The following is a 20,678-nucleotide window of genomic DNA, read 5'->3' as shown; positions in this document are numbered from 1 at the left end:
AATCAAACAGAGTAAGAAGTGATAGTTTGACCGCAATATTACCTCTGGTTATCATTTTTTAACTCAATAAAGGTAGGACTAGCTTATATCTCGAATCAAGGAGATTTTATCATCGGTTAACTCAAAGTAGGTCTTGCCGGACAACTCTAGCTTTTGACCGGCTTTCAAGCCATTGGGCAGATCGACGGCCAGCTCCCCTACATAGTCGATGTCAATCGTGGCTTGGTTTGCCTCAAACGTTGTCCCCACAATCGTTTGTTGTCTAAATCGGAATAATTCTGCGGACTGGCTAGCCATCAATTTGAATTCTTCGATACCATCGGCTCTTGCATTGACTTCTCCAGCCGAGACATTTTCAAAAACAACGTCTTCAGTGACAAGTTCCACCATTTTTGTCACGTCAAACTGGTTGTAGGCGTTAACGTATTCTTCAATGATGGTTTGAATCGATGTTTGGCTAACCTTTTGTTCCATATATACCCCTTGTTTAACAATTTAGAAAGCGGCTTAATCACTCGCTAAATCAAAGTAACAAAACGAAAACCAGAGTCAAGAGTTTAAATTTCATACAGAACATCAATTAATAATGGAAAGCGCCTAATCCAGATCCATTACCGGTTTCCACATTTCGATAATCTCTTCTTCGCTCGGCATTTCTCCATGTTCAATGGTTTTAATCACCTTCGCGGGATTCCCCACTGCAACCACATTGGCTGGAATGTCTTTGGTCACCACACTGCCAGCACCAATGACACTGTTCTCACCGATTGTGACGCCATCCAAAATGATCGCTCCGGCGCCAATCCAAACACTGTCGCCAATGTGAATCGGATTACCAGTAGCGACTGGCCTAACACGTTCAGCCAAATTTAATGGGTGGCCTGCCGTTGAAATTACAACATTCGGACCTATTTGGACGTAACGGCCAAAATGAACAGGAGCGATGTCCAGTACAGTCACGCCGACGTTGAGAAAACCACCTTCGGTAAAGTGGATGTTACTTCCCAAATCACAATAAAAAGGGGCAAAAATTTCTGCGCCATTATGGGAGCCTAACAACTCGCCTAATATCTCTTTTCTTTTCTTGGTTTCCGATGGTCGAGAGTGGTTATAGTCGAATAGCTTTTCTTTCACCTTTAGCTGACGTTCGATCATCGCTTTATCAATTGGGTGATGGACGGAAAAATCATCGAGGCCGTAAGACATAAACACTCCTAAGTACAATACGTTAAATGCTGCTTTAACCGCTACGTTATCACGGCCGAGCCACGATGATTAGTACACTTCGGTCAATATTTGTGTGTAGAGCTCATAGATTCTGCAGGTGACAAAAAAGCGAGCTGGTTAGCTCGCTTTGGATATGGTGTGTTGAACGCTTATTTTTTGATGGATTAGTGAACTGGCGTCTCTGTCTTGGCGTAGTACTGACCAAAGTATGTTTCCAGTACCTCCGGCGTTAACTCGCCTTTTTCTTCAAGCTCTTTAAGTTTAGCGGCAATTGCTTTTTGCTCTTCTAAGGAAGGCAAGGCAACCTCAGGCTCTTCACTAACTTGCTCTGACATTGCCTCTAATTCTTTTTCGAAATCACTCATAACGTACTCCAGATTTTACAACTGACCTTAGTATATCGCTTTGAACAGGCTTCGCCCATAACTACATTTTGGAGATAAGCAGTTGAGAAGACATGTCTGGTCATTCGCGCAATTTAGTGACTTATCGCACACTGCAATAATTATATTTGAAATGGCTTTTCATTATTGTTGATTGAATTTTCCAAAATGCATAGTATAGCCGTGTTTGTTACTCCACAACTTAGAGCGTAGTCTTATGAAAATTGCATTAATGATGGAAAACAGCCAAGCGGCTAAAAACGCCATTATTCTTAACGAGCTAAACGCAGTCGCTGATGCCAACAACGATTCAGTATTTAACGTAGGCATGAGTGACGAAAATGATCATCACCTAACCTACATTCACCTAGGTATCATGGCGAGTATCCTAGTCAACGCTAAAGCAGTTGATTTCGTAGTAACAGGTTGTGGTACGGGTCAAGGTGCACTAATGTCACTTAACGCTCACCCAGGTATCGTCTGTGGTTACTGTATCGATCCTGCAGATGCGTTTTTGTTTGCACAAATCAACAACGGTAACGCACTATCTATTCCTTTCGCTAAAGGGTTTGGTTGGGGTGCAGAACTAAACATCCGTTACATCTTCGAAAAAGCATTCACAGGTCGTTACGGTGAAGGTTACCCAATCGAACGCAAAGAGCCACAAGTTCGCAATGCTGGTATCCTAAACGAAGTGAAAGTAGCAACAATGAAAGATAACTATCTTGATACACTTCGTGCAATGGATCCTGAGCTAGTGAAAACTGCGGTATCTGGTGAGCGCTTCCAAGCATGTCTATTCGAAAACGGTCAAGACCAAGAAATCATCGAATACGTGCGCTCTGTATTGGCATAAAACTATCCAATACAAACTGTTTCGTTTGAAAGAGGCCGTCATGGCCTCTTTTTTCGTTTTTGTACAAAACTTTCCTGGCGAAATTGTAGGCAAATGGTTGACTAAGGGCTTGCTTTAACGAGATGAATTCCATACATTTTTGCAACAGTCATTAGGTATCACACACTCGGAGCATGTGCGAATGTCAGTAGAAACACTCAAACAACTCGAGAACTACTTAAATCAACAAGTTATAGGCCAACAGGACCTAATAAAACAACTGTTGGTTGCACTACTCGCTGATGGTCATATTTTGGTAGAGGGCCCGCCAGGTCTTGCAAAAACCCGCGCAGTAAAAGCACTGGCAGAATGCATTGAGGGCGACTTTCATCGCATTCAATTCACACCAGACCTACTTCCGTCTGATCTAACAGGTACCGATATCTACCGACAAGAAACGGGCGAGTTTGCATTTCGACGCGGTCCCATTTTCCATTCTTTAGTTCTTGCCGATGAGATAAACCGCGCGCCGGCCAAAGTACAAGCCGCCATGTTAGAAGCCATGGCCGAAAAGCAAATTACTGCAGGTCAAAAAACGTATTCGTTGCCGGAGCTGTTTCTAGTAATGGCAACACAGAATCCGCTAGAACAAGAAGGGACCTACCCGCTACCAGAAGCACAGCTCGATCGCTTTTTGTTGCACTTGGATGTCGATTACCCTTCAGCAGAAGACGAACTCGCAATCTTACGTTTAAATCGCGGCGAAGCAATGAGTGCAGCAAGCCAATCTGAGCCTCCGGTTATGACTCAAGCTCAAGTGTTTGAACTACGTCAACAGGCATTGTCAATCTATATGTCTGACGCCGTCGAGCAATACATCATCCGCCTTACCATGGCTACCCGACAACCAGAGAAGTACGATACTGAACTTGCCAGTTGGCTATCACTGGGAGTGAGCCCTCGCGCCACTATCGCATTAGACCGCTGCGCGCGCGCTCATGCCTTGTTAAACGGACGAGATTTTGTCTCTCCCGAAGATGTTCAAAGTATGGCCTATCCTGTCTTACGCCATAGATTACTGCTGAGTTATCATGCTCAAGCCGAGGGTGTGAACGGCAATAATGTGGTGAAAAAGATCTTATCTCTGGTTGGCAGTGCGTAACCAAAAGCAATGTGATGCCAATGACTCTCGACTTACCAAACTATGCCGACGGCTTCAATTTGAGCCTTGAGGAACTGGAATACTACCGCAAGCATGCGAGACGTTTTTCTCCGCCAAACAAAAGCTTGTGGTCTAGAATGCACGGCCAGCATCAAAGTCGTCAGTTGGGTCGAGGCATGGATTTTTCTGAGGTTCGACAATACCAAGCAGGAGACGATATTCGCCACATTGATTGGCGAGTCACCGCAAGAACCGGTCAAGCACACACTAAGCTTTTTACCGAAGAACGTGAGCGCCCGACTACGTTGATGCTGGATTGGTCCCTTTCCATGTTCTTTGGTAGTCAATTACTATTGAAATCGGTGCAATCTGCGCACGTTGCTGCGCTTATAGCTTGGATTGCCGCGCAACAAGGCGACAGAGTCGGCTCATTGTGCGTCACTCCCAAAGGAATTTCAATTGAGAAAGCACAAGCGCGAAGTCTTGGCGTATTACACAACCTCAAAAGATGGATACGCTCTCACCAAGATCTTGCATCTAGCCATCAAAATTCAGCGCCATTGTTGCGTCAAGCCATGGATGAACTGGTAAGAATCGCTCCGAAAGGGCAAGATTTAGTGATCATCAGTGATTTTTTAAATTGGCAAGATCAAGAGTGGTCAACTCTTACCCGGTTAACCCAACACAATACTCTAAAACTGGTTGAGATATTCGACCCGTTAGAAGCCGGAGAAACCGCATTTAGACAAAGAATCAAGGTAACGGATGGGACTAAAAGCCGCTGGCTAAACTTCTCAGATTCGTCGACCAAACGCGCCTTTAACCAAGCCTTTCACGACAAACATCAACGTATTGATGAGTTCACTAAACAATACGCGATTCCTCATTACCAAGTAAGTGCTGCCAAAACGCTTACTGAACAATTGGACAAACTTTAACATGTCACAGTCATCCCAGCCTTTGCTAGAACAACTAAGAGATATCCACCTGCCTGAAGATATCGGTTGGTTTCCACTCGCATGGGGATGGTGGGCATCCATGTTTACTGTCTTGCTAATTGCGATATTCGCCGTCGTTTGGTTCAAGAGGCGACAAAAAAAATTGGCTGCAAAGCGAGCTGCATTGTCAATGCTAAAGTCATCGAACACGCCATCTAGTGCTATCGAGTTGGTTCGTCAGGCCACACTTTCTTATTTTCCCCGTGCAAAAGTAGCCAGTTTGACAGGGTCTGAATGGTATCAATTTTTAGATGCTCAGCTAAAAGACCCGCTTTTTGCGGTCAACCAAGAAAAATGGAACTTGGCTTTGTATCAACATGAACCTATACATACCGAAGAGCTTGTAGAACATTGTCGTATCTGGCTTGAGAACGCATTACCCCCAACACGGAGACAATTGAAACGTGTTGGTCAGTGAATGGAACATCGCATGGTTGTGGTGGCCTGTTTTTGTGCTGTTACCACTTCCTTTCTTGATTTGGTTTTTTGCACCGCAGGTTAAATCGGAGCAAGGAATTTACCTACCCTTCATTCCGCATGATTCCCTGTCACCACAGCGCAGTAACCGACTGGCCATCGCGCTTGCCAGCATCGCATGGCTAGGCCTGATCACGGCTTGCGCTAGGCCTGTCGTGTTAGGCGAACCGATCAGACAGCAACTCGAACACAGAGACTTAATGTTGGTTGTCGATTTGTCTTACTCGATGAGTAAAGAAGACATGCAATCTGGGTCGAACTACGTTGATCGGTTAACCGCGGTCAAACAAGTAGTCAGTGAGTTTGTTTCCAAACGACAGGGCGATCGCATTGGACTGACATTGTTTTCCGACCACGCCTATTTGCAAACACCTCTCACGTTAGATAGCAAAACGCTAGTTAAGCAATTGAATGAAATGCGCATTGGTATGATTGGACAGTCTACCGCCATTGGAGACGGACTCGGCTTGGCCACCAAAAGCTTTGTTGACAGCGAAGCAGAGCAAAGACTGATTATTCTGCTTAGTGATGGCTCAAATACCGCTGGTGTGCTGGATCCCCTAGAGGCAGCCAATATTGCCCACTCATATAACACAAAAATTCACACCATAGGTGTAGGCGCGGGCGAGATGGAAGTTCGCGGCTTTTTTGGTAACGAGGTAGTCAACACGGCGCAAGATCTCGATGAAAAGCTATTGATGAACATCGCTTCGGTTACTGACGGGCAGTATTTTCGCGCTCGAGATGCAAAAGACCTCGCCACTATTTATGACACCATTCACAGCATAGAGCCCATTAAACAAGCCGACGTTTTTTGGCGACCACAAACGGAATGGTTCGCTCTACCGCTTTCGATTGCAATGACATTACTGCTGGTCCTACTTGGATTAAGGAGGCAGTATGTCTGAGTCAGCCCTGACTTCATTTGTCTTTTTATACCCAGTTGCCTTACTGCTTTTGATTCCGTTGGCTGCCGTCTTAATCTTTCTCAAACGCAGTAACATTCAAACGAATCTGATCGCGCCACATTTGGCCAAAAATATTGGTCAAAGCCACAGAAAACCGATTGGTGTATTCGTCGTTTTTATGTGGTTTTTTATCGCCATCATCGCTTTAGCTGGGCCGTCTTTTTCTCATGAGAAAAGACCGAGTTTTCAAAATGGCGAGGTGAAAGTGATTATCTTAGATATGTCGCTATCTATGTATGCCAACGACATTACGCCAGACAGGTTAACTCGAGCTAAATTTAAAGCGACGGATTTGCTCAATGGCTGGAAAGACGGTCAAGTGGGCTTAATCGCCTACGCTGGTGATGCTTATGTAATTACTCCGGTGACGAGAGATACTCAAACCATTATTTCGCAAATGAAAGAACTGAGTCCGGCGATTATGCCCTACCCCGGCTCCAACTTACCTGCCGCCGTTGAGCTTGCTCAGAATTTAGTTCGAGACGCTGGAGCCGATCGCGGCCATTTGATTGTCATCAGCGACGAAGTAACGGACAGCCAAGTCTCAAGTGTCGAAGATTTGGTTAATCAGGGGGACTGGCGACTCGATGTCATTGCCGTAGCCACTGAATCCGGCGCTCCAATTCGCTTACCTAATGGCAAACTACTTCACCAAGAAAACGGAGCCCCAGCGATAGCCACCAGCGACTTTGCGGCGTTCGAGTCGCTGACCCAAGGGGTGAACGGTAATTGGTATCCAATCGCTGCAGACAATACTGATGTTGATCAGATTCTCGACTTTAGCTTTGCGAGTATGGATAGCCAAGACATACAAGCAACTCAAACCGTTCGAGTTAATCACGGGATTTGGCTGTTGCCATTACTTTTACTCCCGGTTGCCGCGCTGTTTAGACGCGGTGTGTTGCTCGTTTTGCTTAGCATCACCACCTTGTCACCTGCCATTTCCGAGGCAAGCCCTTTTTTAACTCAAGACCAAGCGGGTTTTGCGGCGTTCAAGCAAGGTGATTACCAAAGTGCCAGTGAGTTGTTCACAAATCCTGAATGGAAAGGTGCTACGCAGGCACGGCTTGAAAACTGGGAACAAGCCGCTGAACATTTTGCCAACGATATATCAGACCAAGGGTTATACAACCAGGCGACAGCACTTGCCAAAGCAGGACAGCTACAAAAATCTCTCGATATTTTTGATCAGCTACTAGAGCGCAACTCAAATCATCAAGATGGTCAATTTAATCGCAATCTGGTTGCCGAGGCGCTGAAACAGCAACAGCAACAGCAACAGCAACAGCAACAGCAACAGCAACAGCAACAGCAACAGCAACAGCAACAGCAACAGCAACAGCAACAGCAACAGCAACAGCAACAGCAACAGCAACAGCAACAGCAACAGCAACAGCAACAGCAACAGCAACAGCAACAGCAACAGCAACAGCAACAGCAACAGCAACAGCAACAGCAACAGCAACAGCAACAAAATGAAAGCTCTGAGTCGAGTAGTCAAGAGAAGTCTGGACAAAATTCCGAGTCGGGTAATAGCACAAATAACACTGCTGACTCACAGCAAAACAATGAATCAGCCTCTGAAAATGACCCACAAAACCCGTCTTCGGCGCAACAAAACTCAGAGACGCGAGCTGAACAAACCAACCAAGAGCTCGGTAAAACAAGTACTGCTGACGATGTAAGCCAACAACCTGATAAAGCTTCCGATGAGAGCAATACCGCTCATAGCCAAGGTCAAATCACTGAAGCCGACATTAACATGAGAAAGTTAGAACAAATTGAACAAGCTCGAGATCCTAGCCAACTGCTGCGATCACAACTGTTAATCCAAGCAGAAAGCCGACAAACACCAGAGCAAGAGGGCAAACTATGGTAAGGGCATGCAAATCTCTTTTGTTACTGCTGTCTTTTTTTATCTCTCACGCCTACGCAAGTGATATCCAAGTTACGGTCAGTAAAAATAAAGTCGCGAAAAATGAAGTGTTTGAGTTGGTGGTCTTAGTCACCGATATCGTAAAGCGTGACGCATTGGATTTATCTTCGCTTAAACAAGGGTTTTATCTGGGTACACCTCGATTTTCCAGTTCGAGAAACTCTATCAATGGTCGATCGTTTAACCGCTCTCAATGGGTAATCCCAATTGCAGCGCAGTCTCTCGGCATAGTAAAAATTCCCAGTCTTAGTGTTGGTCAACTGCAAAGTGCGGAGATCGCTATCCAAGTCGTAAATCAAGTGGCTGAGATAGCCGATGAAGACATAGGGGCCATCAAACTAAGCGTTGCCAAAACTAGCTTGATGCCACAAGAATCGACCGAAGTTACATTAACCGTCGAGGTGCTTGCGAATACAAGGCAGCTACAGAATACCCAAATTTCTGAGCCTGTTGTCGAGCAAGGAACATTAACTAAGGTGGGTGAAGCGCAGCAAAGTGAGAAGATTCGCAATGGCCGTCGAATTACCTTAGTTGAGCAGAAGTTTCTATTCCAAGCTGAAAACGCTGGTCGAGTAACCGTCTCACCCAGTACTTTTTCTGGTACCTATTTTTATCGAGATCCGAGTAATAATCGTGTCCTGCAACACAACTTTAATCTCGTCAGTGAGTCTCCTGAGATAACCGTCAATGCCAAGCCAGAGAATTATCAAGGGATGTGGTTACCCGCGAAGAGTCTTGAAATCAGCCAGCAGTTTATCGATAGCAATGGTGACCAAGTATCTATTGACAACTTATCGCTGGAGCAAGGTCAAGCGTTGACACGTATCATTACACTTACGGCTTCCGGCATCACTATAGAGCAACTGCCCGATATACAAATCACTTATCCGGCGGGGTTGCAAAACTACCCTGAAAAACCGCTATTTCGCTCTAATGGTGTTCAGAGCAGTTCCATGTCTATAAAACATGTCATTGTAGCCCAGAATCAAGGGGACTATACGCTTCCAGGTATAAACGTAAATTGGTGGAATACCGAATCTGATCAGATGCAAAACGCTGAGTTGAACTCAGTAGAGATGGTCGTTTTACCCATTGAAAACGCGGTTACTCAGCCAATATTAACTCAATCTAAATCAACGACTGTTACCGAAACATCAACAAACCTATGGTGGCCCATTTCAACGCTTTGCTTTGCGTTTCTGTGGCTCACCACGTTAGCTTTATTGCTCAAACAGCGTCATCTAAACAAAATGACCACCACTGCTAAAGTTCAAACACGCGACTTATCGCCAATCGACCATGCTATTTCTGTTGTTGAATCAGAGGACTGCGCAAAAATTAATGACAGTCTGACACTACTCTTACAAAGCGACAGTATGATTCCAGCAGAGCTTAGCAATGCGATATCTACTGAATTGGCGCAGATGCACCAATCACATTACTCTTTGGACCAATCGTCTTGGAGTAATAAAAGGCTCATTGAGATATTGAAGAATTGCAAGAAAACAACCAAACTTCCTAATAGCAAAACGAGTAATCTAGCAACTCTGTAACGCTTATTGGAAGGTGGTTGGCAGATTTTCTATTGGTAAGCGACCTATTTTAAGTCATTGGAGGCGGCGTGTCAGCATTGGAACAAACTGATCAAAGTCAGCTGTATGTCATTTTGTTTTTTAATGGTACAGGTATGGCACAAGTAGAACTTGAAGCAATATCAAGAGAAGACGCACTGCGCCAGTATCGCGATATGGGGTACTCTGATAAGGATATTTTCTCTATAACACCATAGCAGGCTTGGTATGAACGATTTGTGATCAGGCCGATTCTATTTGTCTTGGTTCAACCTTCAAAGATTGATAACTCACCACTCGATTTCGTCCATTCTGCTTGGCTTTGTATAGTGCTTTATCTGCCCTGGCATACAACACATCAAAATCAAATTGAGTCGCTTGCATTTTCGTGACTGTATAGCCGATTGAAACGGTTAAGTATTCAGACACTTTATTTGCTCGATGGGACATCGCTTCTTTTTCGATACAACGGCGAATTCTTTCAGAAACCTCTGACACCGACTTTTCGCTTTTTCCTGTCAGCAGTAGAGCAAATTCTTCTCCACCAATCCTGCAAAAGACTTCACCGTTTGAAGATGCGTGGTTTTGTAACAGGTTTCCTATCCGCATTAGTGCAATATCGCCCTGCATGTGGCCATATTCATTGTTGTATAAGCCAAAGTAATCAATATCTAATAGTATTAACGCATAGGTCTCAACTTGGTTACCCTCACGACCATCACAAGCTTTAGCAAGTAGCTCTTCCAACATTCTGCGATTGCCCAAACGTGTCAACGGGTCCATCTTTGACATGAGCTCGAGCTTGGCATTGGCTTCTTGCAATTCTGCCGTACGCTCGACAACCTGTTGTTCTAACGATTCGTTGAGTGCATGCACAGCTTCCTGAGCTCTAGCCTTAAGCATGACTTCCGTTAAGTTAGAAGCAAACATACGGATAACTTCGCGCAACTGTTGGGTAAGCGGCTTGCGCTTTAACAAGTTATCCGCAGCCAAAAAAGCAATAGGCTCACCGTCGTTGCTGGTTAACATGGTCATGGCGCTCCAACCTAAGCCAACGACTTGAAAATCGTGATAGATGGGCACCGATTCTTGAAACACCACCTCATTTGGATACTGTTTTGCGAGGTGAACAATTGAGCAGCCATCCGACGAAGCTTTGTAATAAGACTCATCGGTAAGTTTGCCTTTGATATCCGTTCCCCATGTGCCTTGCATGTACGAGCAATCTTTGTCGGTGAGGAACACCGCGAATCTATCAATGCCCATTTTTTCAATCGCGTATTGAGTCGCCGTTTTGCAAACGCTATTTACGTCAGCACAACGTGACAACTCAACCATACTGGCATGCAGCATTCTAATATTTTGTTCTTGACGCTTGCGTATGTAGACCTGAGACAAAATGGAGCCAAACGACTCCAGCATTTGTTTTTGATAAGAGGAAATCGGCGCACGATTGATTAAGTTATCAATGGCAATCCATCCAAATACTTCCTCTTCATCGCGAAGGATCAGCATGGCATTCCAACCCTGACCTTTTACTTGGCCGGCGCTGTATAAAGGCGCACCGTCAATGACAATCAAGGTTTTTTCGTCACCGAATAGCCCATCAAGGAAAGTTTCTTCCATCTGATGTAGGTCATATTGAGTATGGTGCTCATCGACCGTTTCACCTTGATCGTTGGTTCCATAAGTACCGTTAAAACAGCGCTTTTTAATGTCCAACAACATGAAAACCGCGCGATCAAAACCCAGTTTTTCTCGCAACGCCTCCACTGCCAAGCGATGAATTTCGTCAAGCGTCGAGAGGCTAGACAACTCCATCGCAGTTTGTTGCACCATTCTCATCGATGAAATAAACAACTCGCGTTGCTCGATCACGTCGAGATGTTTGGCTTCTTTCACATCGCGCAGCTTAAACTCTTTAGAGGCCTCAGACTCGGCGCGAACACACTGCCAGCGGGCTGCGATAAGTTGTAGTCCATCTAAGCCGTCACTGTGGTTGGCCTGTTGAACCTTATCCGGATTCGCACCTTCTAACAGCACGTAGGTACGACGGTCTGGTCGATTGTCCAACATGAAAATATAAGAATCTTTGTGGATTGACTCGGTGTGATCCCATTCGAATGGGTTCATTGATATGGGAAGAAGACCATCACTGGTATCGAACTGAGCAACCCAAGACCAAAAGATATCTGGAATGGGTTTTAACTTTGACGGTTCGGCGTACGTAAAAATGGCTTTAGCATGAGCGTTTCCATTGACACTTGGCGCGTATGCAATGACTACTGAATCAACTTCAATGATCTCTTGTAAATAACCAAACAAAGTATCCGCTAGCAGTTTATGGCTTCTAGCAGCACTGGCATCTTTCATTAGGTTTCGCGAGATCATTTTTTAAACTATTCACACATCCGAACTTTGTCTCATCATGGCGAGTTAGTATTATGCAATCAAACGAATTACACACTCGTTGTTAACTAAATCTCATTTCACCCAATAAGGATGACTTTTTCGGGAGTTTGATTACAATTTTTTGAAGGTAAAGCGACAAATTTCACCTATTGGATTGTGTTATTTGACTCAACAACTCATTTTTTCACTAAGCACGTGTGATCTTATGCCAAAAATGCCTGTAAACCAGATAACTGTCTTTGTTTTTGCCGCTTGGGTGCTTGGCCAATCGTTTTTTTCCCCGGCATTAGCGAAAATAGACAAAACGTTAGCAACCAAACAGATAGTCCAGAAAGTAACGGTAGATAAGTCAAAACGCCGAATGTATCTATGGTCTAATGGTGAGATAACCAATGAGTTTAGAGTGGCACTGGGTGGCCAACCTAAAGGTCACAAACAGTTTGAAGGCGATCAGAAAACACCAGAAGGTCGCTACCAAATCACTTACGTCAACAATGAATCAGATTTTTATCGCTCGGTCCACATCAACTACCCCAATCATGCAGATAAGGCATACGCCTTAAGCCGAGGAAAAAGTCCGGGAGGCGATATCAAAATTCACGGTTTAGCGAACGATGAAACGAGGCCCGCTCAGTTTATCCAAAGCTTCGACTGGACAGACGGCTGCATTGCGCTTTCCAATGAAGAAATGGACATTTTTATCGACCTCGTCCCTTCGGGAACCATTATCGAGATTGCGTGGTAACTGCTAGCGACTGGCAAAGGCTAGCGATTCGCAAAGGCTATTGATTCACAAAGTAAGTTTGGAAATCTTGTAAAATTTCCACCCAATCGTCGAGCTCATCGTGAAAGGTTTCTACTTGCTTGGGTTCCATAAGCGTCAGAGCTTGCATGAAATACGTCAGACTGGTTGTTTCGTTATGATCTGCTTTTCGTTTCAGTTCGCCAGAGAACCTATCCTCAGGATCGGTAACCAGTTCTTTAAACACCGCTTCCAATGCAACGGTATCAGTTCGGTTTCTCAATGCTTGCTTGAGTCGAATACGAGAATGAGTTTGAAACTCAACCCACTCTGGTGAAGCAATTTCTAACTCACCTGCCCATTTTTCAATCAATGCTTTTTGCTGTTTATTGGGGCCATCAAACCATGTCTCAAACGAATCGGATATGTTGTCGACATAACGGTCATAAGAGTCTTGTTTGGTGCGTTTTACGACTTCTTGTTTATACTCGGTATGATTCTCACGGATATTATCCATAAGTTCACTTACCTGATCGTCGTTGAAGGTCGCGACAATTTCGGTAACTTCAGGTATAACTTTATCAACAATCCGTAACCAATGGGCCTCAGCGCGTTCCTCCTGAGCGAGATAATTTTGCTCATCAATACTCTGAACATTTATCCCCTTTATATCGTCAATATGCGCTAGGTACTTAGGTACCTCTTCTTTCGCAGCCCATTGAAGCAAGCGATTAATTTTTTCGGTTGCTAAGTCTTCTTGCTCATCGGTAAGCTCAACATAATCTTCGACAAACTCAATAATTATCCAGTCCAAGTTGCTATAAACAACTTGAGATCCACAGCCCGCCATTGTCAGAGCCGTTAAGCTCGCTATTAGCCACTTTTTTAACATGGTTCACTACCTACTTGGTTATCCTTGCCTTGTACGCAGAGATGTTTTGTTTGGATTGCTAAAGGTGAGTTGAAACAGAAACAACCTTAAGCCGCTTTTTGAGACATCTCAGTGTGTCTAAGTCATTTTAAATAAGCAAGTAGCGCTGTGTGACAGAATGTCCAGAGAGGCGCTTTTGAGCAAAAGTGGCTGTACGGAGTTCGTTCAAAACGAAAAAAGGGGCTTTCGCCCCTTTTAACATCGATAGATTATTAAGGTTGATACCAACCTTCCAATCCGCTTTGTAGTCGGTTTGCAGCATCACCCGGTGTCATCGAACCATTGATAACACTAACGCTGGTTTCCCAAATTTCTAGCTCAAGGCTTGGTTCACCACGGTTAAGAATTTGGTACGAGTTACGGATTGTAGAGTCACAAGTATCACGCCAACTAATCATGCTCTGAGCAGTTGGATCAGACACATCAATAAAATGGTTAGACAATGAGAAGAATCCTGGAAGCGAGTTGGTTAACAAGCCCGCAAATTCTTCTGAGGTCATCCATTGCAGAAGCGCCATGGCGGCTTCTTTGTTGGCACTATTGGCATTGATACCAATACCAATATCGGTATGGTCACTAATAAAACAGTCATCTCCAGCTGCCAATACTGGCGGTCTAAAGACACCTAGGTCAATTTTGGTGTTAAAGGCTGAAATATCCCATGAACCAGCTGGATAAATCGCGGCTTCTCCGGCACCAAACATGGCGATGGCATCATTGTAGGTACGAGTTTGATAGCCTTCACCCATGTACGGCGACCATTTGGCTAGCTGCTCAAACACCGCGACGTATTGCGCTTCGCTGAGCTTTTCTTCACCGTCAATAACACCGAGACGTCCATCTTCCCCTTTCCAATAGTTTGGCCCAATGTTTTGGAAGCCCATAGTGGCGGCTTCCCATTTATCATTAGTGCCCATTGCGATTGGCGTATATTTTCCACTCGCATTAACTTTGTCTAGCACCATCATAAATTCGTCCACTGTCTGTGGTTCTGACAGCCCAAGTTCTGCAAATACAGATTTGTTGTAGAAGAAACCATGAATTACTGATGCAAGTGGTAAACAGAACGTCACTGAACCATCATCGGTTTGCCAAGCTGATTGAGCAAATGACGGGAAGTTTTCCATACCCTCTAAGTCAGTCAAATCTAAAAGATGACCATCTTGATAGAGTTTGAGTGAATCATCGAAAGGTCGACAAGTGATTATATCACCTGCCGATCCAGCAGCTAACCCGGCGTTTAGTTGGCTGTTGTAATCCGTCGCAACTGTGTGTTTGTATTCCACCTTAATGTCTGGATGAGCTTTGTTAAATGCTGGGATAATGGTGTTATCCCAAATTTCAGCATCTTCTCGCCAACTCTCCAATGTCAAAGTGGCAGCTTGCACTCCCATTGGCAACGCCAAAGAGGCAAGTAAAGTTAGCTTTAACGAAGGTTTCATAGTTTTCTCCTGTATATTACCAACTACAGCTTGAACCGATGTACCAAGGTTCGTTGCTGCTCTGCTAGTTGCGCTAGCACATCACTGACTGATGCTGCACCACGAGCTTCCATTTCAGTTTCCAACGAGACATCTGCGATGCCGTTGATATTGACTGCAATCTCTTTACTTACTTGAATTTGTTCTTGCGAGGCATGAGCAACTTGTATGCTCATTTCTTTGAGGACTTCCATCCGCTTGGCAACCTGCTGTAAGGTCTCATCTGTGATCCGACTTTGCGCCACACACTCTTCGGTTTTGGTTTGGCTGGCTGACATAACACCTACCACTTGTTCAGAGCTCGCTTGTAGGTTTTCAATCATGGCTTGAATTTCAACTGTGGATTCTTGAGTTCGAGTGGCCAACGTACGTACCTCATCTGCCACAACGGCAAACCCGCGACCATGGTCACCCGCCCGTGCAGCTTCTATTGCCGCGTTCAATGCCAATAAATTGGTTTGCTCTGCAATGCCCCGAATTACGTCCAAAATACTGCCGATGTTGTCACTGAAGCTTTCCAATTTGTGGGTGATCTCTACCGCTTGGTTGGTCGACTCCATCAACTGCTCGACAAGATTGAGGTTGTTTTCCACCTGTTGTCGACTTCCTTGAGTATCGGTGTAGGCCATTTCAACTTCATTTTGAGATTGTTCCGTCGAACGGAATACCTCTGTCACGCTGACTTCCATTTCGGAAATTGCAGCAGCAATCTGTTCGATCTGACCTTTTTGGCGGGAAACTTTGTCCATAGTAGCTTCACTGATTTTGGAGGCGTTTTGTGCCTCTTCCGCCAAACTATCTGACCCTGAATTTATTTTCGTGAGTACTTCACTCATCTCCGTAACTAGCTCATCAATCGATCTAGATAGCTGTCCAAACTCATCACTACTTTGATAGTTGACTCTATCCGTCATGTCACCCTTGGCCATGTTCTCCAATACGCGGTTGATACGCTTGAAAGGCTTTTGAATGGCTCTTGAGGTCGTAAAGCCGATTAGTGCCGCGACGACAGCGGAAGCCGTCGCCACTGCGATTATCAAAAGGTTGGCTGATTTCACAGCTTTTTCAGTGGTATCGCCTGTCTGATTTACGGCGGACAACGCACGTTCAGTAAGTTGCGACAACAACTCTTCCATTTGCCTGGTTGTCGCTTGAGCCAATTGAATGCGCTCGCGTATGTCTCGAACTAGCATTCGATCTTTGATCATTAGCTGAATCATGCCAGTCTCAGACACACCCGCTGTTTCAAGACGGCCAATCGTGGTTTCAAATCGCTTTACGACCCCCGCTGGGAGTTTGATTTTTTTGATTCCTTGTTTAGAAAGCTGAATATTGCGATCAAATTGGGCGATGATTTTGTCTAGGTCTGCATCAGGTCTCGCGGCTCGGAGGTTACTCAGGTCACGTTTAATACCGGACAATAAACGTTCCACTTTGTTAGAGAGCGATCGACTTTTACTTGCTCTCTCTAACATCAATTCCGACACATTTCTAAAGGCATCTTCGTGTTTGGCAAACTCACTGCGTGTTTCGATTAGTTGACTGCGGACCTCAAGCAGCGACAAATGCACCATCATCATTTCTTCTGATTGATTGAAATAGTCGGTCGCAAGACCATTCACACTATCCAGCACAGAGGTATCCGAAACCAAGGACCCTGCTTCTTCAAGGTAGGTTAAAAAGCTTTGTTTCTGACTATCGAATTGCTCATTAAGCTCAGTTAACCCTTCAAGTTCGTCGTAATTTAGGTATTCCAACAGGGTACGTTGGCTAAGGAGAATAGAATTTTGCAGTTGAGAGTTGTTGACGAGTACAGGGGTTGCAACTTGGGTTACTTGGGCAATATTAGTCTCAATACGACTAAAGTTTACGTAACTTAAAACGCCCAGTGCGGCAACTAATCCCAACATAATCAATGAGCCAACAACTGAACGTTGCACCACACTTAATGTCATACCCTGACCCCTTTAAATATATTTCTATAATTAAAACTAGACCAGTATGTGACCAATACCAAAAGTTTTTTAACAAGAAATGAAATTTTGACATTCAGGTATTCTATGGCCGTATGTGCAACCATTACCGAATTTAACTCAAAAACATTAAGCCATTGAAATAAATAATTTTATTTGGTTTTTTCGATTGCGATGATAAGGGTGCGATTTGTTTTAGACTGGTATCTTTCTTAAATGTACTTGGCAAGGGTACGATTGAAGTGATTGATGTCGATGGGTTTACTCACAAAATCATTCATTCCAGCGTCAAAGCACGCTTTCGCATCTGCTTCGCTAGTGTTTGCGGTAACCGCGACGATGACCATATCTCGCCACGCAGTATTTTCACGTATCTTGCGTGTTGCAGTCAGCCCATCCATCACTGGCATTTGCATATCCATGAGTATCAATGAAAAGTCGTTAGATTGTTTTTGCAAAATCTCGAGTGCTTGTTGTCCATGATCTGCACAAATAGGTTCAAGGCCCACTCGGAGTAGCATGGCTCTGATAAGCTCTCTATTCACCAAGTTATCTTCCACCACTAGCACTTTTTGATGACTAAAACTAAAGTCCTGCGCTAGGACAGTTGGTGACTCAGAATACGATTGTTCCGATACTTGTTCAGGGCTTTTATCGAGAACATGGAGTAACTCACTGGGCAATATTGGTAGTTCCATAATTGCGTGATAGAAATGCCTAGTTTCATCTGACAATTCCAAGTTGTCACAATACCTGGCGATGCGGACAACAGGTATAGACGACGAAGCTGCCCTAATCACAGTCAGCACTTCGTTAAGTGCGTTTTGGCTCATGTCGTAGCTATTTACAAAAACGAAGTCAAAAGTGCGAGACGACAGCGCCAACTTGGCCTTGGTTAAGTGCGTTTCCAAAGCGACCTTTAGATTTACTGACTGAAATAGTTCAGCTAACCAGTTTGCCGTCTTCGAATTTGGGTCAACAAGTAACACCGTTTTATCGGCGTGCGAAGCAAAGCGCTGATAAAGATCATCGCTGTTGGTTTGGTAGTCATATTCAATATCAAAGCTAAAACAAGACCCAATACCCAGTTCACTTGCAACTTCTATATTCCCGCCCATTTTTGCGACCAGTTCTTGACTGATACTGAGTCCCAGACCCGTTCCTCCGTATTGACGAGTGATACTACTGTCGGCTTGAGAAAAGGCATCGAACAATTCGGGTATTCTCTCGGTTTCAATGCCGATTCCACTATCTTCAACCACAAACTTAACACCAACTTTACGGTTATTTTTATTGGTCAACGACACTCTCAAATGAACACTGCCTGATTCGGTAAATTTCACTGCGTTACCGCACAAATTGACCAGTACTTGGCCGAGGCGGGTGGAATCACCAATTAAACTGTCCGGAATAGACGGGGCAATATTCACCACAAATTTTATACTTTTTTTATCGGCGGTAATCGCCACGACAGAAACGGTATTTTCAATCACCTCGTGCAGTGAAAACGGCGAGTTTTCCATAACGATTTTTCCCGCCTTCGCTTTTGAAAAATCAAGAATGTCATTCACTAAGGTCAACAAGGTCTGAGAGGCTTGATTGATTCTCTGCAGATATTTCTTTTGCTCTTCGTTTAGCGGCGTAGTGAGAACCAACTGACTCATGCCAATGATGGCGTTCATCGGCGTGCGTATTTCGTGGCTCATATTCGCGAGAAAATCATCTTTCGATTTACTCACCAAATCTGCCAACTCTTTCGCCCGACGCAGCTCATGTTCTGTCTGCTTTTGCGCCGACATATCAATCAAAACGCCCACGATACCGGGCTCTGATTCCAAGACTTGATTCACAGAGGCTTCGTACACCAAAAAGTCAGTTTCGCTGACGTCCCGATTTTCGCTCTCTTTAAACGAGATTTCATAATTCCGGACTTCCCCTAACTTCAGGGACCTTTTATGTTGCTGAGCAAATTCTTTAGAGACGTGTTGGCTAAGCACATACTCAGATTTCATAGACAGCAACTCTGCTCGAGGGACGTCGACCAGATGACAAAACCGCTCATTGACCATAACAAAATGGCCAGATTGCGCGATGCAGTACATGGGGTTTGGCGCTGCATCGATAATATGTTGGTTGAGTACCGACTGGTCCAGCAACCTTCGTTCTGATTGACTTTTTAATTCAAGGTTAATCGCCAGTTTAATACTCAGCGCAAAATCGGGAGTTAACGCGCTTAACCAAGCGATTTGTTGATTTGTTAGACGGTTTAACGTTCCGACCTCGACCAGACCGATGGTCTCTTCACCAACGCTCAAAGGGAAAAAGTGCAATTCATTGAGCCGAACGACACCTGCACCCACTTGCATCACGTGTTTGTCTTCTAGATCGTACAAGCCAAAGTGTTTTTTTTGGTCGATAATCTTGTGGAGCAAGTTGTCACGTTGCAGTTCAAGGTTGCCATTTTCCGCACCGTATCCAATTCCCGAAATTCTGACCAATTCATGCTTTTGGTACAGGTAAATCCCAATCAAGTCGGCAGTAAAGTTTTCCCCTATAAAATAGGTCACCTCATCTGCCAAAGATTGAGTCGTTTGCTGCTTCCTCAGCAAAATGTTGAAGTCTTTTATTAGAGTACTATGTGCTAGTTGAGTGGAAATCTGGTGGAACACATGATTAAGGCTGGCAATGAATTGATTGAGTTCGGCATAAGCACGCTGTTTAATTGTGAAATTGAAGTCTTGTTTATTAACGTGGTGAACTACCTGCTTGAGTAGATGTGAAATCGGGTTAATGTAGACTTTGAAAAGTAGTAAAAAAGACAAACCAATCGCGATTAATAGTGATAAACCATAAACCGTCATCCACATCTCTTGGTCCGCCATCTGTCTTCTCAGATCTTTTGTTTGTCGATCTAACCGGCTCACTATGGTTTCGTGTGCCTCTCCGATCGCAGACATGATCTTGGCTTTTTCGCTGAAATAAAGAGGGCTATAAAGAATTTGCGTCGCCAGTTCGAGGTTTGGTTCTACCTTTTCGACCGCATTGCCAAGCTCATCGCGTTTAACTCCTTGTACTGCATCGAAGGCTTTTTCTTCTAATTTAACAAGTTGGTCAGATAAACTCAGTGCACTTTTCAACAATTCGAATTCAGAAGGTTCAATGCCAGAATCACGAAGGCGAGTTAATAAAGATAAGGTATTTTGAGCCCCCAATGTTGGGAGCGTTTGAATATTTGGTTCCACAACGACCACATCCCAATAACTGTAGTCATCGTAACTTGGTTCAGGTACATCTCCACGTCTCACGTCCAGTACATGATTAAACAAGTCAAGCCATCGTGATTCGCCTGTTGTCGCGTATGCTCTAGCAAACTTTGTTAAATGATCTGAACTCGTTTTCAACTCATACGACAGCCTGTAGAACTCTCTCAGTTGGTCTTTGCTTTCTTGCAATACATCACTCAGTGCGGCCTCTTTTTGCGCACTTTGAAACATGAGCACGGAACAGGAGCCCATTAAAACAAACAGCAAAATGAAGAGTGTACGTAGTGAAAGCATCGCTCATGAATATGATACCGAGTTA

At 44.4% G+C, this 20,678-nt stretch carries 17 protein-coding genes; 9 read left to right on the top strand and 8 right to left on the bottom strand.

What is annotated here, in order from left to right; all coding sequences use genetic code 11:
* Positions 1-78: 78 nt before the first annotated feature.
* From ACXAFJ_RS18300 to ACXAFJ_RS18290, 3 genes are all read right to left on the bottom strand, one after another.
* The gene (locus ACXAFJ_RS18300) at positions 79-474 is read right to left on the bottom strand and encodes a nuclear transport factor 2 family protein (RefSeq protein WP_475325416.1); all 396 of its coding nucleotides are present in this window, start codon (positions 472-474) and stop codon (positions 79-81) included.
* A 123-nt stretch (positions 475-597) separates the two neighbouring features.
* Complete coding sequence (locus tag ACXAFJ_RS18295) at positions 598-1,206, bottom strand: sugar O-acetyltransferase (protein ID WP_475325415.1); 609 nt, start codon at positions 1,204-1,206, stop codon at positions 598-600.
* 185 nt (positions 1,207-1,391) lie between these two features.
* On the bottom strand, positions 1,392-1,592 hold the full coding sequence (locus ACXAFJ_RS18290; protein WP_475325413.1) for a restriction endonuclease subunit S: 201 nt from the start codon (positions 1,590-1,592) through the stop codon (positions 1,392-1,394).
* A 235-nt stretch (positions 1,593-1,827) separates the two neighbouring features.
* On the opposite strand from ACXAFJ_RS18290, the gene ACXAFJ_RS18285 reads away from it, so the two are divergent.
* From ACXAFJ_RS18285 to ACXAFJ_RS18250, 8 genes are all read left to right on the top strand, one after another.
* Positions 1,828-2,466 (top strand): RpiB/LacA/LacB family sugar-phosphate isomerase, encoded by a 639-nt coding sequence (locus ACXAFJ_RS18285; RefSeq protein WP_475325411.1) that lies wholly within the window; start codon positions 1,828-1,830, stop codon positions 2,464-2,466.
* Between the two features lie 181 nt (positions 2,467-2,647).
* Positions 2,648-3,607, top strand: a complete 960-nt coding sequence (locus tag ACXAFJ_RS18280; RefSeq protein ID WP_475325410.1) for an AAA family ATPase — start codon at positions 2,648-2,650, stop codon at positions 3,605-3,607.
* 20 nt (positions 3,608-3,627) lie between these two features.
* Positions 3,628-4,545: a DUF58 domain-containing protein gene (locus tag ACXAFJ_RS18275; protein ID WP_475325409.1), complete on the top strand. Its 918-nt coding sequence runs from the start codon at positions 3,628-3,630 to the stop codon at positions 4,543-4,545.
* Position 4,546: 1 nt separating this feature from the next.
* Positions 4,547-5,023: a DUF4381 domain-containing protein gene (locus ACXAFJ_RS18270; protein WP_475325407.1), complete on the top strand. Its 477-nt coding sequence runs from the start codon at positions 4,547-4,549 to the stop codon at positions 5,021-5,023.
* Entirely contained in the window at positions 5,010-5,990 is a 981-nt protein-coding gene (locus tag ACXAFJ_RS18265; protein ID WP_475325406.1) for a vWA domain-containing protein, read from the top strand. The genes ACXAFJ_RS18270 and ACXAFJ_RS18265 overlap by 14 nt, the downstream gene beginning before the upstream one ends.
* On the top strand, positions 5,983-7,929 hold the full coding sequence (locus ACXAFJ_RS18260; RefSeq protein WP_475325404.1) for a vWA domain-containing protein: 1,947 nt from the start codon (positions 5,983-5,985) through the stop codon (positions 7,927-7,929). Before ACXAFJ_RS18265 ends, ACXAFJ_RS18260 begins: the two co-directional genes overlap by 8 nt.
* Positions 7,923-9,539, top strand: coding sequence for a BatD family protein (locus ACXAFJ_RS18255; RefSeq protein WP_475325403.1), 1,617 nt, complete (start codon positions 7,923-7,925; stop codon positions 9,537-9,539). The genes ACXAFJ_RS18260 and ACXAFJ_RS18255 overlap by 7 nt, the downstream gene beginning before the upstream one ends.
* A 68-nt stretch (positions 9,540-9,607) precedes the next feature.
* Complete coding sequence (locus tag ACXAFJ_RS18250; protein ID WP_475325402.1) at positions 9,608-9,775, top strand: hypothetical protein; 168 nt, start codon at positions 9,608-9,610, stop codon at positions 9,773-9,775.
* Between the two features lie 25 nt (positions 9,776-9,800).
* On the opposite strand, the gene ACXAFJ_RS18245 is transcribed toward ACXAFJ_RS18250, so the two are convergent.
* Positions 9,801-11,948 (bottom strand): GGDEF domain-containing protein, encoded by a 2,148-nt coding sequence (locus ACXAFJ_RS18245; RefSeq protein WP_475325401.1) that lies wholly within the window; start codon positions 11,946-11,948, stop codon positions 9,801-9,803.
* A 226-nt stretch (positions 11,949-12,174) separates the two neighbouring features.
* Here ACXAFJ_RS18245 and ACXAFJ_RS18240 point away from each other — a divergent pair, with 226 nt between their 5' ends.
* Entirely contained in the window at positions 12,175-12,714 is a 540-nt protein-coding gene (locus ACXAFJ_RS18240; protein WP_475325399.1) for a L,D-transpeptidase family protein, read from the top strand.
* A 37-nt stretch (positions 12,715-12,751) separates the two neighbouring features.
* Here the strand turns inward: ACXAFJ_RS18240 and ACXAFJ_RS18235 are convergent, their stop codons facing one another.
* The 4 genes from ACXAFJ_RS18235 to ACXAFJ_RS18220 all read right to left on the bottom strand — a co-directional run bounded on the left by ACXAFJ_RS18235 (position 12,752) and on the right by ACXAFJ_RS18220 (position 20,590).
* On the bottom strand, positions 12,752-13,603 hold the full coding sequence (locus tag ACXAFJ_RS18235; RefSeq protein WP_475325398.1) for a DUF6279 family lipoprotein: 852 nt from the start codon (positions 13,601-13,603) through the stop codon (positions 12,752-12,754).
* Positions 13,604-13,854: 251 nt separating this feature from the next.
* Entirely contained in the window at positions 13,855-15,084 is a 1,230-nt protein-coding gene (locus tag ACXAFJ_RS18230) for an ABC transporter substrate-binding protein (protein WP_475325396.1), read from the bottom strand.
* Positions 15,085-15,107: 23 nt separating this feature from the next.
* Positions 15,108-17,078, bottom strand: coding sequence for a methyl-accepting chemotaxis protein (locus ACXAFJ_RS18225; RefSeq protein ID WP_475325395.1), 1,971 nt, complete (start codon positions 17,076-17,078; stop codon positions 15,108-15,110).
* A 230-nt stretch (positions 17,079-17,308) separates the two neighbouring features.
* Entirely contained in the window at positions 17,309-20,590 is a 3,282-nt protein-coding gene (locus ACXAFJ_RS18220) for a hybrid sensor histidine kinase/response regulator (protein ID WP_475325394.1), read from the bottom strand.
* Positions 20,591-20,678 lie beyond the last annotated feature (88 nt).

This window comes from Vibrio sp. ABH4_348 (genome assembly GCF_056159765.1).
Note: the sequence above shows the minus strand (reverse complement) of the source record. Positions and strands in the feature narration are given on the sequence as shown.